This is a genomic window from Buttiauxella cochleicola, assembly GCF_021282405.1.
GTDB lineage: Bacteria > Pseudomonadota > Gammaproteobacteria > Enterobacterales > Enterobacteriaceae > Buttiauxella > Buttiauxella massiliensis.
The window spans coordinates 33843-49788 of sequence record NZ_JAJSOU010000002.1; the positions used below are offsets into that span (position 1 = coordinate 33843).

The following is a 15946-nucleotide window of genomic DNA, read 5'->3' on the forward strand; positions in this document are numbered from 1 at the left end:
CAGGAGTATTAGCCATGCAACAGAAATCGACCGAACAACGGCTAGAAGAACTTGAGAGTCGTCTCGCTTTCCAGGAGATTACTATAGAAGAGTTAAATCAGACGGTAACGGCTCATGAATTGGAGATGGTCAAACTGCGCGAGCATTTCCGCTTGCTGGTTGAAAAACTAAAAGCAAGCCAGCCTTCGATGGTGGCATCAGAAGCCGAAGAGACTCCACCTCCGCATTACTAGTTCCCAAAAGAAAAGGCGTGTCACTGACACGCCTTTTTTTATCTTTCGCAGATTAGTGGCAACCGCAACCGCCATTACCGCCACAACCGCCTTTCCCATGTTCATGTTCATGGTCGTCGCCGTGACCGTGACCACCACAGCAACCACCTTCATGGTCGTGATCATGGTGATGATCGTGCTCGCCGTGAACGTGGCCATGAGCCAGTTCTTCAGCAGTTGCTTCGCGAATCGCGATAACTTCTACGTTGAAGCTCAGATTCTGGCCTGCCAGCATGTGGTTGCCATCGACAACAACGTGTTCATCTTCAACGCCAGTAATTTCAACTGGTACTGGACCCTGGTCGGTGTCAGCCATAAAGCGCATACCAACTTCCAGCTCATCAACGCCCATGAACACGTCTTTAGGAACGCGTTGCACCAGATTTTCGTCATACTGGCCGTAAGCGTCATTTGCGCCAACATTCACGTCGAAACGATCACCAACAACGTGACCTTCCAGCGCAGTTTCCAGACCTGAAATCAGGGAGCCGTGACCATGCAGATAGTCCAGCGGCGCACTCACCGGAGACTCATCAACCAACACACCGTCTTCTGTACGTACCTGGTAAGCCAGGCTGACCACCAGATCTTTTGCTACTTTCATGATATCTCCTGAGCGAGCGTGAGAAAAAAAACTGGCGCCGATTGTAGCGGAATTTAGCGCCGGTGTACCCCTAAGCTTAAAAAAAGCTGGGGCATCTCGCTAGTCCGGATGAAAAATCCCAATGACTTGCTCTTGTTCGCGAACATGCTCACGAACTTGCTTATCGGCTTCACGCATTTGGTGGCCGCACTTAACACACTCAACAATATCGACATTATTCTCACGCCACATCGCGAGGGAATCTCGCGCCTGGCATTCGGGGCAAACAGCCCCGGCAATAAAACGTTTACGCACCGGCATTCGCTTCACCTTATTTATTCAAATTCATCCCAACCATCGAACTGCCGACGCTCTTGCTGCATCTCGCGTTCGAAAATCTCTTCTAACTCACGACGCGCTTCACGCACCCTGGAAATTTGTGCGTTATCAGTATGAATTGGCATTAACTCACGCAGCATACTCATATCCAGACGGCGGAAATGGAGCTGTGCGCGGTGCGCCTGATGAGGATGCATCCCCAATGTCATCAGCGCCTTGCGCCCTAATTCCAGCGCACTGGAGAAGGTTTCACGTGAGAACTGTGTCACTCCAGCTTGCAACAATTCATGCGCTTCTACACGCCCTCTGGCTCGCGCCAGTATCGCCAGATGTGGAAAGTGTTGTTGACACAAATGGACGACTTTCATTGTGTCTTCCGGCTCATTACAGGTGATAACAATAGATTTTGCGGTCTCCGCTCCTGCCGAACGCAGCAACTCAAGCTCGGTGGCATCGCCGTAATAGACCTTGTAGCCATATTTGCGCATCAGACTAACGGAGCTAATGTCTCTCTCAAGAACTGTAATGCGCATTTTGTTCGCCATCAGCAAGCGGCCAATCACCTGCCCAAAACGCCCAAAGCCCACAATAATGACTTGCGGCTGATCGTCTTCCACATAAGGCTTTTCATCGTTTTCGTCATCAGCAACATTAAATCGCCGCGCCAGAATGGCATCAACGCCTTTCATCAATAGCGGCGTAGTCATCATTGAAAGTGTGACCGTCACCAGTAACAGTGGCATCTGGTCACCGCTGAACAGCTTTTGCGATGAAGCCGTCGAGAAAAGTACGAATGCGAACTCCCCGCCCTGGCTTAGTACACCTGAAAACTGTAGGCGCTCAGAGCTACGCAACCCGAAAAACCACGACAGGCCATACAGCACGCCGGCTTTAACTGCCACCAACACCACAACACCTAAAACAACCCAGAAGATATGGGTGTAAAGCACCCCGAGGTTTAATGCCATGCCAACGGAGATAAAGAACAAGCCGAGCAATAATCCTTTAAAAGGGTCGATCGCGATTTCCAGTTCGTGCCGGTATTCACTTTCCGCCAATAGCACGCCCGCGATAAATGTCCCAAGCGCCATTGAAAAGCCCAGCGCATCCATAAATAGCGCCGAACCCAAAACCAGCAACAATGCCGCCGCCGTAAACACTTCCCGTACCCCGGAACCCGCAATAAAGCGGAACACAGGTTTCAGCAGATAACGCCCGCCAACCAACATCCCCGCAAAAGCCAGCACTTTGAAGCCGATCTTTATCCAGTCGGTATGGCCGCCGTCATTGCCGGCTAACAACGGTACCAGCGCAATCGCCGGAATTACCGCCAAGTCCTGAAACAGCAGCACTGAAAAGCCCAGTTGTCCGGACTCGTTGCGATTCATGCCCTTATCACGCATCAGCTGTAGCGCCATCGCCGTTGACGACATCGCCAGGCCAATCCCGCCAATCACCGCGGCTTGCCAGGAAAACTGCGTCAACATCAGTAATCCAGCCAGGATCGTGGCACTGAGTAAAACTTGTGCCGCACCGACACCAAATATCGAACGCCGAAGCTGCCAAAGCTTGGAAGGGTTCAGTTCCAGCCCGATGATAAACATCAGGAATACAACGCCCAATTCCGAGAAGTGAAGGATTTCATCTACATCGCTGATAAATCCTAATCCCCACGGCCCAATCGCAATACCTGCCAGTAAATAGCCCAGCACCGCGCCAATACCTAAACGCGCAGCAATTGGCACAGCCACAACCGCAGCAAACAAAAACAACACGCCAGCCAGCAATACATCTGAACCTTCCATCAGCGGCCTCCCGGTAATGTCGGTGAAGCCAACCATTCGCCATAAGCTTTCGCATGGCTGGCCAGCTCTTGGGGAGATTGCCGACGTGCCCAGTAAACAATCATCGGGTTCATCCAGTGCATACGGCACATGGCGGCAGTGAGTTCAAAGGGACGTAAAATATCGGTCAGCGGGAAGCGGTTAAAACCATCGTGCCGGTAAGCACCTTCTGGCTCGCCGGTGGTAATCACACTACGCCAGTACTTTCCCGCCAGAGCAGTACCTCCGACACCACTGGCAAAACCACGACTTAGAACGCGATCCAGCCACTCTTTGAGTAACGCCGGGCAGCTATAGGTATAGAGAGGATGTTGAAAGACGATGACATCGTGCTCTTGCAGCAATGCCTGCTCGCGATAGATATCAATAAAAAAGTCGGGATAGTGCGCATAAAGGTCATGCACAGTGACATTGGCAAGCTGCTGCGCCGGCTGGAGTAAGACGCGGTTTGCGACCGAGTCTTGTGACTCCGGATGGGCATATAGCAGCAAAACTTTCGGCGGCTGCGACATCATTACCCTCCAGGGCGTCGTCATAGTGATTTTTTTGGGCTACCATGCAGCCCGACGCGGTGCCGATGGCATCACGTTACCTTAATATAATGACAATTTAACATACTCTGAACATACGGCGCTTTATGATTGTTTTCTCCTCGTTACAAATTCGTCGCGGTACCCGCGTTCTGCTGGATAACGCCACCGCTACCATCAATCCGGGCCAGAAAGTGGGTCTGGTGGGTAAAAACGGCTGCGGTAAATCCACGCTGCTGGCGCTGCTGAAGAACGAGATCAGCGCCGATGGCGGAAGTATGACCTATCCTGGTAACTGGGCGCTGGCCTGGGTAAACCAGGAAACCCCTGCACTGGCGATGCCAGCCATTGAATATGTTATTGATGGCGATCGTGAATTCCGCCAGCTTGAAGCGGAACTGGCAAAAGCCAATGAGCGCAACGATGGCCACGCGATTGCACTGGTGCACGGTAAACTTGACGCGGTTGATGCCTGGACGATTCGCTCACGCGCGTCGAGCCTGCTGCACGGTTTAGGCTTCAGCAATGAACAACTTGAACGCCCGGTCAGTGATTTTTCCGGTGGCTGGCGTATGCGCCTGAACCTGGCACAAGCGCTGATCTGCCGCTCAGATTTACTTCTGCTTGATGAACCAACCAACCACCTGGATTTAGACGCCGTTATCTGGCTTGAGCGCTGGTTGAAAAGTTATCAGGGCACATTGATTCTGATTTCTCACGACCGCGACTTCCTTGACCCGGTGGTGGGCAAAATTATTCATATCGAACAAGAGTCGATGTTTGAATACACTGGCAACTACTCTTCGTTTGAAGGCCAGCGCGCGACGCGCCTTGCTCAGCAGCAGTCGATGTATGAAAGCCAGCAGGAGCGTGTTGCTCACTTGCAAAGCTTTATCGATCGTTTCAAAGCCAAAGCCAGCAAAGCAAAACAAGCGCAGAGCCGCGTGAAGATGCTCGAGCGCATGGAATTGATTGCTCCGGCACACGTCGACAACCCGTTCCAATTCAGTTTCCGCGAGCCAGAAAGCTTGCCGAATCCGCTATTGCGAATGGAAAAAGTCAGTGCTGGTTATGGCGAGCGCGTCATCCTTGATTCAATCAAACTGAATCTGGTGCCTGGCTCGCGCATTGGTTTGCTCGGCCGCAACGGTGCTGGTAAATCAACGCTTATCAAACTGCTGGCGGAAGAAATCAAACCGTTGCAGGGCGATATCGGCCTGGCAAAAGGCATCAAGCTCGGCTACTTCGCTCAGCATCAGTTGGAATATTTACGCGCTGACGAATCCCCGCTTCAACATCTTGCACGTATCGCACCAAAAGAGTCTGAACAGCAACTGCGTGATTATCTCGGCGGTTTCGGCTTCCGGGGCGATAAAGTTACCGAGCAAACAGCTCGTTTCTCTGGTGGCGAAAAAGCACGTCTGGTTCTGGCATTGGTTGTTTGGCAGCGCCCTAACCTACTGCTGCTCGATGAACCGACCAACCACCTTGATCTCGACATGCGTCAGGCGCTAACCGAAGCGTTAATTGATTTCGAAGGCGCGCTGGTAGTGGTATCGCACGACCGTCACCTGCTGCGTTCAACCACAGACGATCTCTACCTGGTTCACGATGGCAAAGTGGAAGCGTTTGATGGCGATCTGGAAGATTATCAGCAATGGCTTATTGATCTGCAAAAGCAGGAAAACCAGCCTGATGATTCCGCGAAAGATAACACCAATAGCGCCCAGGCACGTAAAGACCAGAAACGCCGTGAAGCTGAATTACGCACACAAACTCAGCCGCTGCGTAAGCAAATCACCACGCTTGAAAAACAAATGGAAAAGTTAAATGCGCAGCTTACTGAAGTCGAAGAAAAACTGGCTGACAGCGCCATTTACGATCAAAGTCGCAAAGCAGAAATGACCGAATGTCTGCAAACTCAGGTGAAAGTGAAGTCAGCTCTGGAAGAATGCGAGATGGAATGGCTTGATGCTCATGATCAGTTAGAACAGATGATGCAAAGCGAATAAATAAACTCGCGAAAATTATCACTTATCCCGGGAGAACTCTATAAGATAACATCCCGGGAAACCTCCTATTTCTTCGCATATATGAATCTTATCGCAATGATGGATTTGTTACATTGCTTATTCGTTAATCAATAGAGTACAACTGTGCCAGATAACATGTTTATTCGTTATCACGCACACTATATTTTTACAGCCATCTACACAATGACGGTCATAAAATATAAAAACTCACTTCAATGGAATGAATATAATGAGACGACTAATTACATCCATCATTATGCTTTCTGCATTTGACCAACTGGCCTATGCAAATGACTTTAATAATTTTGCACCCTCACTAGAACCCGAAAGTTTATCTATAGGAACATCGCTAGGTATTCTGGGCGGAAAATCTACAGAACGAGTATATGATGACAAAAGCGGTAAAAAAATAAGTCAACTTGAGTGGAAAATAAAAAACACTCCTGTTCTTAAAGGTGAAATAAACTGGGATGCCTGGCAAAGACTCACACTTAATGCCAGAGGGTGGACATCTCTGGCCTCGCGCGGCAACACGATGGACGACTATGACTGGCTTGATGATAAAAAATCTGGCTGGAGTGACTGGTCACATCATCCCAATACCCCTCTCAATTACGCTAATGAATTTGATCTCAGTCTCAGGGGTTGGTTATTAAAAGCTGACAACTACAAATTAGCAGCAGTGGCTGGTTATCAACAAACTCGATTTAGCTGGAGTGCATATGGTGGTAACTACAATTACGATAATGGGACTGATATTGGTAACTTACCCGATGGCAAGCGCACTATTGGTTACCAACAGAAATTTTCATTACCCTATATCGGCTTTGCTGGTCAATACCTATATCAAGGTATAGAGATTAATACATTATTGAAATTCAGCGATTGGGTTACCGCAAAAGATAATGATGAGCACTATTTACGAGATACCACATTTCGTGAAAAAACAACGAACTCTCGTTATTATTCGGCCGCAATCGAAGTCGGATATTACATTACACCGAATGCGAAAGTCTCGACTGAGTTTGCTTATAACTATTATTCAGAAGGTAAGGGCGGGAGTGAAATGATCAACCGCGCGACAGGCAAAACTGAATACTCAGGTGGTGATTCTGCAGGAATTAAAAACGAAAATTACATCATTTCCGCCGGAGTCCAATACCGCTTTTAATCAAACAAATTGGCCCACTTGTGGGCCAATTACTCGTCTGAACATTGACTTCATTCTTAGTGCCAAATCAGCAACACACACGCCGCAGTCAGTAATCCCATAAAGACGTTAAACAGAGTCCAGGCACGGCGACTACGCAGAAGCGTACCTATCAAGCTACCAAACGCAATCCAAATCATCCCCGCAACAATGTTAACCAGTGCAATACCGATGCTGATTAACGCCACAGAATGCAAGTACTGAGAACCCGCCAGACTAAAACTTGCGACAGCACCTAGCGCCATCAACCAAGCTTTTGGGTTAATGACTTGCAGCAAACCGCCCTGCCAGAATGGAATTGGCTCGGGTGGTGGCGCATCTGTTTCCAGGCGTTCGTAGGTCGCTGTACCAATTTTCCATGCCAACCATAAAAGATAAGCACTACCGGCAACCTTCAGAATCAGGTGTAAAGCGGGGTACAATAGAATTAAGCTACCCACACCAAAAGCTACCAATAATAAAATGCACTGCATACCAAGCATGATACCTATCATCAATGGTATGGTGCGCAGGAATCCGTAATTCGCGCCGGATGAAGTGAGTAGCATGTTGTTTGGGCCTGGTGTGATAGCAGCAACCCAGAGAAAGCCCAGCATTGAGAGAAAAAGCGTTTCCATGAAATGGGTGTTCCACACCCCGTAAAGTTAATTAGCAAACTAAATGAAACTAACAGTGTGATATGGCTACGACAAGTCCCGCAGTATTGAATTTTAATCACGAAGAAGATGAACAATTCCGTCCGTTGAAGGGTGTCAGTAATCCACACCTGCAAACCATGCTTCCGCGTTTGATTCGCCGTCGCCTCAATTTCAAACCTCACTGGCAGCGTCTTGACATGCCGGACGGGGATTTTGTCGATCTAGCCTGGAGCGAGGACCCGCGCCAGGCAATGCATAAACCACGGTTAGTCGTTTTTCATGGACTCGAAGGTAGCCTGCACAGCCCATACGCCCATGGTTTAATCGAGGCCGCCAGCAAGCAAGGCTGGTTAGGCGTGGTAATGCATTTCCGCGGATGTAGCGGGGTGCCAAACCGCATGAAGCGCATTTATCACTCGGGTGAAACTGAAGACGGAAGCTACTTCTTAAACTGGCTGTCTGAGCGTTATGGCAAAGTACCGACGGCGGCGGTCGGTTTTTCTCTCGGCGGCAACATGCTCGCCTGCCTGATGGCAAAACAGGGTGCCGATTGTACGCTTCAGGCTGGTGTAGTGGTTTCAGCCCCACTGATGCTTGAACATTGCAGCGCACATATTGAAAAAGGTTTCTCCCGCGTTTATCAGCACTATCTTTTGAATCTGCTGAAGAAGAATGCCGCACGTAAGCTAAGAAGCTATCCGGGCACACTCCCGGTAGATATGCGTCAGCTTAAAGGAATGCGTCGTCTACGCGAGTTTGACGATTTGATTACTTCAAAAATTCACGGCTTTGCTGACGCTATCGATTATTACCGCCAGTGCAGCGCGATGCCGCTGCTGCCACAAATCAAAACGCCGACGCTCATCATCCATGCAAAAGATGACCCGTTTATGGATCACCATGTGATCCCCGATAAAGCTATCTTACCTGCCAATATCGAGTATCAGCTGACACGCTACGGCGGGCACGTTGGATTTGTTGGTGGCACGCTGCGTCGCCCGGAAATGTGGCTTGAGCAACGTATCCCACAGTGGCTGAATAAATTCCTGGACCAGTAATATGATGATTCCCTGGCAAGATCTTCCTCCCGAAACGCTTGATAATCTGATTGAATCCTTTGTATTACGCGAAGGCACCGATTATGGTGAACAAGAGCGTTCACTGGAGCAGAAAGTGGCCGATGTTAAGCGCCAGCTGCAAAGTGGTGAGGCTGTGCTGGTATGGTCGGAACTCCATGAAACGGTAAATATTATGGCTCGCGGGCAGTTTCGCGGCTAAGCGTTTAACTTCTATACTGCATAATAAAACCACCCTCACCCAGCTATCTCCCTGAGAGTGAGGGCCAGCCCTTACTTACACACACTTGCGATCACCCATGGAGTTGTTGCCTTATGTCAGCCAAACATCCGGTTATTGCCGTAACAGGTTCCAGCGGCGCGGGAACGACAACCACCAGCCTTGCCTTCCGTAAAATCTTCCAGCAACTCAATTTACGTGCAGCGGAAGTCGAAGGTGACAGTTTCCATCGTTTCACTCGTCCTGAAATGGATATGGCTATTCGTAAAGCACGCGACCTGGGGCGCCATATCAGCTATTTCGGCCCAGAAGCCAATGACTTTGGTTTGCTTGAACAGACGTTCATTGAATACGGTAGAACCGGGCAAGGTAAGTCACGCAAGTATCTACATACTTACGATGAAGCCGTACCCTGGAACCAAATCCCCGGAACCTTTACGCCATGGCAGCCATTGCCAGAACCCACTGATGTTTTGTTTTATGAAGGTTTGCACGGCGGTGTAGTCACGCCACAGCACGATGTGGCTAAAGCCGTCGATTTGCTGGTTGGTGTGGTACCGATTGTGAACCTGGAGTGGATACAAAAGTTAGTGCGAGATACCAGTGAGCGCGGGCATTCCCGAGAAGCGGTAATGGACTCTGTGGTTCGTTCTATGGACGACTATATCAATTACATCACACCGCAATTCTCCCGCACCCACATCAACTTCCAGCGCGTCCCAACTGTTGATACCTCTAACCCATTTGCAGCTCGCGGCATCCCGTCTCTGGATGAAAGTTTTGTGGTGATTCATTTTCGCGGGCTGGATGACATCGATTTCCCGTATTTGCTCGCCATGCTACAAGGCTCATTTATTTCGCATATCAATACATTGGTGGTGCCGGGCGGCAAGATGGGGCTGGCGATGGAATTGATTATGACACCGCTGGTTAAGCGTCTGGCAGAAGGTCGGAATATCAATAATCAGGGCGGTTGAACCCGCCCGTTTTCACTCTTTAGCCTTCAATCACTTCATAGCTATGTGTAACGTTTACCGCTTTTTCAAGCATCAGTGCAACAGAGCAGTACTTCTCAGCAGAGAGGTCTACTGCACGGGAAACTGCAGCATCTTTTAGCTCTTTGCCTGTCACGATGAAATGCAGATTGATATGCGTAAACAAACGCGGAGCCTCTTCACGGCGCTCAGAGGTTAGTTTCACTTCACAATCGGTCACGGTGTAGCGGCCTTTTTGCAAAATAGAAACTACGTCAATTGCACTGCAACCGCCAACGGACATCAGCACCATTTCCATTGGGCTTGGTGCTTTATCACCTGAATTGCCATCCATAAGGATCTGGTGCCCTGAAGCGGACTCGCCCAGGAAGGTAAACCCTTCAACCCATTTCACTCGTGCCTGCATGCTACTCACTCCTGTAGAAAAATTACCTTTCAGAGTACGCAGATTCAGCAAATCTGGCAACGGAAGGCGACATGCGTCAAGCTGAAACGAGACAACAGGAGACACTTGTCAAAAGCTATGCTAAAACAATCCAGATGCTACATCGATACATTGACGTTATGCATGTATGCAGAGGACATCACTAATTACAGGCAGCAAGAATGACTTGCATGCCATCTCCCCAAGGTGGGGAATATTCTAATTACTTGCAACGCCAGACAGGATGTTTAGCGTCCTGTCGTTGGTAGCCAGTTATAAAACAGAGGATAACCGCGCATGGTGCTTGGCAAACCGCAAACAGACCCGACTCTCGAATGGTTCTTGTCCCATTGCCACATTCATAAGTATCCATCGAAGAGCACACTCATTCACCAAGGTGAGAAGGCAGAGACGTTGTATTACATCGTCAAGGGCTCTGTGGCTGTTCTGATTAAAGATGAAGAGGGCAAGGAAATGATCCTCTCCTATCTAAATCAGGGCGATTTCATTGGTGAGTTAGGGCTGTTCGAAGAAGGTCAGGAACGTAGTGCCTGGGTTCGTGCTAAAAGTGCCTGTGAAGTGGCTGAAATTTCTTATAAAAAATTCCGCCAGCTGATCCAGGTCAATCCAGACATTCTGATGCGCCTGTCTTCACAGATGGCTAACCGTCTGCAAGTCACTTCAGAGAAAGTAGGCAACCTGGCATTCCTGGACGTTACCGGTCGCATCGCGCAGACGCTGCTGAACCTGGCTAAACAACCTGATGCAATGACTCACCCAGACGGTATGCAGATTAAAATTACCCGTCAGGAAATCGGTCAGATCGTGGGTTGCTCTCGCGAAACTGTTGGTCGTATCTTGAAAATGCTGGAAGATCAAAATCTGATCTCCGCTCACGGTAAAACGATCGTCGTATACGGCACTCGTTAATCTCCGTCTAAAAAATGGCGTGTTGCTTCATAACACGCCTTTTTTGTCTCTAAAAAACTAAATCCGAAACCCGATTAATTGAAGTTGCAGCAAGGCAGCAAGTGAGTTCATCCCGATGAGCTTACTCAAGTAAGTGATTCGGGTGAATGAACGCAGCTAACGCCGCTGCAGCTTTAAGTAAGAAGGGTTTATGTGGCGAAGACTGATCTACCATCCCGAAGTTAACTACGCACTGCGGCAGACGCTGGTGCTGTGCCTTCCGGTGGCAGTAGGTTTGCTCGTCGGCGATCTCCAGTCTGGTCTGCTTTTCTCTTTAGTCCCTGCCTGTTGCAACATTGCCGGTCTTGATACTCCGCACAAACGTTTCTTCAAACGCCTGATCGTCGGTGGCTGTCTGTTTGCTGCCAGCAGTTTGATCATGCAGCTTTTGCTGCTTTACACCACTGTGCCACTGCCCGTCATTCTTGTTGTGATGGCGCTCTTGCTGGGTGTCACGGCAGAAATCAGTTCCCTGCACGCTCGTCTGCTTCCCGCATCACTCATTGCTGCCATATTTACGCTCAGCATGGCCGGGAATATGCCGATCTGGAAACCGATGCTGCTGTATGTCTCCGGTACGATTTGGTACGGCGTATTTAACTGGTTTTGGTTCTGGATGTGGCGCGAGCAGCCACTGCGGGAATCATTGAGTCTGCTCTATCGGCAGTTGGCAGATTACTGTGAAGCAAAATACGGCATGCTGACTCAACATACCGATCCGGAAAAAGCGCTCCCACCGCTGCTGGCTCGTCAGCAAAAAGCGGTGGATCTCATTACCCAGTGCTACCAACAGCTTCATATGCTGGCGGCAAACCAGCAAAACGGCTACAAGCGTTTGCTGCGTGCATTCCAGGTAGCATTGGATTTGCAAGAGCACATCTCGGTAAGCCTTCACCAACCAGCTGAAGTTCAGAAGCTCGTCGAGCAAAGCCATGCAGAAGCAGTTATTCGCTGGAATGCACAGACCATCGCGGCGCGGTTACGTGTACTGGCTGACGACATTCTTTACCATCGTTATCCACAGCGTTTTACGATGGAAAAACAGATCGATGCCCTTGAGAAAATCGCCCGTCAAAATCCAGATAACCCGGTTGGGCAATTTTGCCATTACCACTTCAGCCGTGTCGCTCGCGTGCTACGCACCCAACGCCCACTGTATGTCCGTGATTTAATGGAAGACCGGCAACGCCGTTTACCGTTGTGGGCGGCATTGAAAAGTTATTTATCATTGAAGTCAGCGGCGCTTCGCAACGCAGCAAGATTGGGTGTGATGCTCACGATAGCCAGTCTGCTGGGTGCATTTTTACATCTGCCCAAGCCCTACTGGATTTTAATGACGGTAATGTTCGTGACGCAAAACGGCTACGGTGCCACACGAGTTCGTATTCTCCACCGTTCGGCTGGCACCATTGCAGGCCTTGCCATCGCAGGTATTGCGCTTCACTTCCACTTCCCGCAAAGCATTGCTCTGGGCGCGATGCTGGTCATTACGTTGGTGAGCTATCTGTTTATTCGCAAAAGCTACGGCTGGGCGACGATAGGCTTTACGGTGACCGCCGTTTATACCCTGCAATTGATAACATTAAGTGCCGAGCAGTACATCGTCCCTCGCCTGATAGATACCTTGCTAGGCTGCTTGATAGCCTTTGGCGGCATGGTGTGGCTGTGGCCACAATGGCAGAGTGGCTTGTTACGCCAGAATGCCCACGATGCGCTGGAAAGAGATCAAAATGCAATTCGCCTGATTCTAAGTAATGACCCCGAACCAACGCCGCTCGCTTATGAACGTATGAAGGTTAACCAGGCACATAACGCCCTGTTTAACTCCCTGAACCAGGCGATGCAGGAACCTGGGTTTAACTCGCATTATCTGGCGGATATGAAATTGTGGGTGACGCACAGTCAGTTTATCGTCGAGCACATCAATGCGATGACGACTCTCGCCCGCGAGCATAATATGCTGACGCCGGATCTCGCCCAGCGTTATCTGCAGTCGTGCGAAATCGCGCTACAACGATGCCAACAGCGGCTTCAGTATGATGGGCCGGGGGAAACCAATGACGCGAATATTCTCGACCCGCTGGAAGGGCTTCCAAACGGGCCATTAAGTACGATGGAACAACATTTACAGCGGATACTGGGCCATCTGAGCACCATGCATACCATATCTTCGGTTGCCTGGCGTCAACGGCCACATCATGGCATCTGGCTAAGCCGCCTACGACGGCCAGGCTAAGTATTACGCTTTAATCACCTTCGCAACTGCTTTAGCGAAACGCTTCATACCTTCTTCAATATCGGTATCTTCAACAATCAACGCAGGTGCGAAACGCATTACGTCAGGCCCGGCATTCAGCACCATCACACCCTCTTCCGCTGCCGCGTAAAGGAACTCACGTGCGCGGCCTTTGTATTGCGGTTTGAGCTCAGCACCGATCAATAACCCCATCCCACGGATATCGCTAAACAGATCAAACTGCTCATCGATCTGTTGTAAATGGCTGACGAACTGTTGCCGCTTCGCCGTCACACCACTGAGCACTTCAGGTGTGTTGATGATATCAAACGCCGCGCCCGCGACCGCGCAGGCCAGAGGGTTACCGCCGTAAGTTGAACCGTGTGTACCGACATGAAACGCCGATGCAATTTCCTGAGTCGTCAGCATCACGCTGACCGGGAAGCCACCGCCGAGTGCTTTTGCGCTGGTCAAAATATCTGGCGTCACGCCGTAGTGCATATAGGCAAACAGCTCACCGATACGCCCCATGCCACACTGCACTTCATCAAATACCAACAAAGCTTTGTGCTCATCACACAGTTCGCGCAAGCCTTGCAAGAACTCTGGTGTTGCCGCCGTAACGCCGCCCTCACCCTGAATCGGCTCAACCACGACCGCGCAGGTATGGTCGTCCATCACGGCTTTTACCGCGTGCAAATCATTAAATGGCACATGAATGATGTCAGCTGGTTTCGGGCCAAAACCATCGGAATACTTAGGTTGCCCACCAACTGAAACAGTAAACAGAGAGCGACCATGGAAGGCGTTATGGAAAGCGATAATCTTGGTTTTATACGGGCTATGGCGCGTGGAAGCGTAGTAGCGGGCCAGTTTAAAGGCTGTTTCATTCGCTTCGGTGCCGGAATTCATAAACAGCACGCGTTCAGCAAAAGTGGCGTCAATCAGCTTGCGGCCAAGGCGTAGAGCGGGTTCATTGGTGAAAACGTTGCTGGTATGCCATAACGTTTCGCCCTGAGTTTTTAGCGCTTCAACTAAAGCTGGATGGCAGTGACCTAGCGCAGTAACAGCAATCCCACCTGCGAAATCCACATATTCTTTCCCTTGTTGATCCCATACGCGGCTACCTTTACCTTTTACCGGGATAAACTCTGCCGGTGCATAAATCGGCAAAATAACTTCATCGAAAGTTGCGCGGGTAATTGCTGATTGTTCAGTTGCCATTTATTGCCCATCCCCTTTTTACGCGTGAAAGCTTCATGAGAAAATGAAAATATAATCATGAAATATGCATAAAAAATCATTAACTGGCAATAAAAAATCAACGTTTAAGGAAATTGGCTAACAGCTGGTGTCCCTGCTCGCTGAGAATGCTTTCTGGGTGAAACTGCACACCTTCCAGGTCAAGTTCGCGATGGCGAATGCCCATAATTTCCTGCTTATCCGTCCAGGCGGTCACTTCAAAACAGTCGGGTAAGGTGGCGGGGTCGATCACTAAGGAGTGATAACGCGTTACGGTTAAAGGGTTGTTCAGGCTGTGGAAAACACCGTGATTGCTATGCGAGATAACCGAGGTTTTACCGTGCATCACTTTTTGCGCGCGAACAATAGTCGCGCCGAATGCCTGCGCAATCGCCTGGTGTCCAAGGCAAACGCCGAGAATCGGCAACTGCCCGGCGAAATGCGTAATCGCCGCAAGAGAAATTCCTGCTTCGGTGGGCGTGCAAGGGCCAGGAGAGATGACCAGTTTTTCTGGTGCCAGGGCAGTGATATCAGAAAGAGTCAGCTCATCGTTACGTTTCACCACCACTTCTGCGCCTAATTCACAAAAGTATTGATAAAGGTTCCAGGTAAATGAGTCGTAATTGTCGATAAGCAGTAGCATCGCGGCTCCAGGGTAAATAAGAACCGCGCTATTCTATTCGCTTTCGCGCGCTTCACTCACGACTTTAGTGAAAATCTCGATGAGCAGTGTCAAATCACCCAACGCCCCGGTTTGATTCGCCGTTGCCCATGCTTCAGGCGATACGTCTTTCCAATCGAGGATGTAACCGGCATGAATCGCTAACTGCTCGAAGAACACACGCTGCGCCCGACCACTGCCAACAAAGAACGGATGAAGGACGTTAATTTCACAATAGTAATGTGACAGGCGCAGAACGAACTCAGTTCTGGAAAGTCCGACGAGATAATGCTCGTCCTCCATTTCTTGCATCAGATCGTTGCCTTCATTTTCGATGTACTCGAAATGACAGAACTGTATCTCCCCTTTGGAAATATCAACATCTCGTAGCTCGCCTGCCCAGTCGAAAACATCCTGAAAAAGCTGCTGATGGATGGCACACAACCAGGGTAAGCCGCGATGCAACGGGCCAAGTTCAATCGTATCTACACGCTGCGCGATAATCTCATCTTGCGCATGAGGCTCAAGGATATCCAGCCGGCTGCTGGCATGAAATGAACGGCTGCGCAATTGCTGCCAAAGGCGGGATTTTTGTTTGTCGGTCAGTTTCTTTGCCATGATGCCTCCCTAAATGACGACCCGTTGTTGCCACAAGTATAAGCAGCAATCGGTGG

At 49.8% G+C, this 15946-nt stretch carries 17 protein-coding genes; 8 read left to right on the forward strand and 9 right to left on the reverse strand.

Annotation, left to right across the window (positions count from 1 at the left end):
* Window positions 1-14 precede the first annotated feature (14 nt).
* Window positions 15-233 carry a protein SlyX gene (locus LVQ79_RS02450; RefSeq protein WP_034460204.1) on the forward strand — a complete coding sequence of 73 codons (219 nt, stop codon included), beginning with the start codon at window positions 15-17 and terminating at the stop codon, window positions 231-233.
* A 52-nt stretch (window positions 234-285) separates the two neighbouring features.
* On the opposite strand, the gene slyD is transcribed toward LVQ79_RS02450, so the two are convergent.
* The 4 genes from slyD to kefG form a co-directional block, all read right to left on the reverse strand.
* Window positions 286-876 (reverse strand): peptidylprolyl isomerase, encoded by a 591-nt coding sequence (gene slyD, locus LVQ79_RS02455; RefSeq protein WP_064514268.1) that lies wholly within the window; start codon window positions 874-876, stop codon window positions 286-288.
* Window positions 877-975: 99 nt separating this feature from the next.
* Window positions 976-1176: a YheV family putative zinc ribbon protein gene (locus LVQ79_RS02460; RefSeq protein ID WP_034460208.1), complete on the reverse strand. Its 201-nt coding sequence runs from the start codon at window positions 1174-1176 to the stop codon at window positions 976-978.
* A gap of 14 nt (window positions 1177-1190) precedes the next feature.
* Window positions 1191-2999: a glutathione-regulated potassium-efflux system protein KefB gene (kefB, locus tag LVQ79_RS02465; RefSeq protein WP_064514272.1), complete on the reverse strand. Its 1809-nt coding sequence runs from the start codon at window positions 2997-2999 to the stop codon at window positions 1191-1193.
* Window positions 2999-3550 (reverse strand): glutathione-regulated potassium-efflux system ancillary protein KefG, encoded by a 552-nt coding sequence (gene kefG, locus LVQ79_RS02470; RefSeq protein WP_064514274.1) that lies wholly within the window; start codon window positions 3548-3550, stop codon window positions 2999-3001. Before kefG ends, kefB begins: the two co-directional genes overlap by 1 nt.
* A gap of 125 nt (window positions 3551-3675) precedes the next feature.
* Between kefG and LVQ79_RS02475 the strand changes: the two genes are divergently transcribed.
* Both LVQ79_RS02475 and LVQ79_RS02480 read left to right on the forward strand, forming a co-directional pair.
* The gene (locus LVQ79_RS02475; RefSeq protein ID WP_232863772.1) at window positions 3676-5580 is read left to right on the forward strand and encodes an ABC transporter ATP-binding protein; all 1905 of its coding nucleotides are present in this window, start codon (window positions 3676-3678) and stop codon (window positions 5578-5580) included.
* 250 nt (window positions 5581-5830) lie between these two features.
* Complete coding sequence (locus LVQ79_RS02480; RefSeq protein WP_232863773.1) at window positions 5831-6772, forward strand: omptin family outer membrane protease; 942 nt, start codon at window positions 5831-5833, stop codon at window positions 6770-6772.
* A gap of 56 nt (window positions 6773-6828) precedes the next feature.
* On the opposite strand, the gene LVQ79_RS02485 is transcribed toward LVQ79_RS02480, so the two are convergent.
* Window positions 6829-7428 carry a LysE family translocator gene (locus tag LVQ79_RS02485; RefSeq protein ID WP_232863774.1) on the reverse strand — a complete coding sequence of 200 codons (600 nt, stop codon included), beginning with the start codon at window positions 7426-7428 and terminating at the stop codon, window positions 6829-6831.
* Between the two features lie 62 nt (window positions 7429-7490).
* Here LVQ79_RS02485 and LVQ79_RS02490 point away from each other — a divergent pair, with 62 nt between their 5' ends.
* The 3 genes from LVQ79_RS02490 to LVQ79_RS02500 all read left to right on the forward strand — a co-directional run bounded on the left by LVQ79_RS02490 (window position 7491) and on the right by LVQ79_RS02500 (window position 9722).
* Window positions 7491-8507, forward strand: coding sequence for a hydrolase (locus tag LVQ79_RS02490; RefSeq protein ID WP_232863775.1), 1017 nt, complete (start codon window positions 7491-7493; stop codon window positions 8505-8507).
* A 1-nt stretch (window position 8508) separates the two neighbouring features.
* Window positions 8509-8727: a YheU family protein gene (locus LVQ79_RS02495; protein WP_034460225.1), complete on the forward strand. Its 219-nt coding sequence runs from the start codon at window positions 8509-8511 to the stop codon at window positions 8725-8727.
* A gap of 113 nt (window positions 8728-8840) precedes the next feature.
* The gene (locus LVQ79_RS02500) at window positions 8841-9722 is read left to right on the forward strand and encodes a phosphoribulokinase (protein WP_151993645.1); all 882 of its coding nucleotides are present in this window, start codon (window positions 8841-8843) and stop codon (window positions 9720-9722) included.
* A 19-nt stretch (window positions 9723-9741) separates the two neighbouring features.
* Here the strand turns inward: LVQ79_RS02500 and LVQ79_RS02505 are convergent, their stop codons facing one another.
* Complete coding sequence (locus LVQ79_RS02505; protein ID WP_034460229.1) at window positions 9742-10146, reverse strand: OsmC family protein; 405 nt, start codon at window positions 10144-10146, stop codon at window positions 9742-9744.
* Between the two features lie 315 nt (window positions 10147-10461).
* Between LVQ79_RS02505 and crp the strand changes: the two genes are divergently transcribed.
* Both crp and LVQ79_RS02515 read left to right on the forward strand, forming a co-directional pair.
* Window positions 10462-11094, forward strand: a complete 633-nt coding sequence (crp, locus tag LVQ79_RS02510) for a cAMP-activated global transcriptional regulator CRP (protein WP_151993646.1) — start codon at window positions 10462-10464, stop codon at window positions 11092-11094.
* Window positions 11095-11284: 190 nt separating this feature from the next.
* Window positions 11285-13369: a YccS/YhfK family putative transporter gene (locus LVQ79_RS02515; RefSeq protein ID WP_232863776.1), complete on the forward strand. Its 2085-nt coding sequence runs from the start codon at window positions 11285-11287 to the stop codon at window positions 13367-13369.
* 3 nt (window positions 13370-13372) lie between these two features.
* Here the strand turns inward: LVQ79_RS02515 and argD are convergent, their stop codons facing one another.
* From argD to LVQ79_RS02530, 3 genes are all read right to left on the reverse strand, one after another.
* The gene (gene argD, locus LVQ79_RS02520) at window positions 13373-14593 is read right to left on the reverse strand and encodes a bifunctional acetylornithine/succinyldiaminopimelate transaminase (RefSeq protein ID WP_232863777.1); all 1221 of its coding nucleotides are present in this window, start codon (window positions 14591-14593) and stop codon (window positions 13373-13375) included.
* 97 nt (window positions 14594-14690) lie between these two features.
* Window positions 14691-15254 carry an aminodeoxychorismate synthase component 2 gene (gene pabA, locus LVQ79_RS02525; protein WP_151993649.1) on the reverse strand — a complete coding sequence of 188 codons (564 nt, stop codon included), beginning with the start codon at window positions 15252-15254 and terminating at the stop codon, window positions 14691-14693.
* Window positions 15255-15287: 33 nt separating this feature from the next.
* Window positions 15288-15890, reverse strand: a complete 603-nt coding sequence (locus LVQ79_RS02530; protein ID WP_232863778.1) for a putative adenosine monophosphate-protein transferase Fic — start codon at window positions 15888-15890, stop codon at window positions 15288-15290.
* Window positions 15891-15946: the final 56 nt, after the last annotated feature.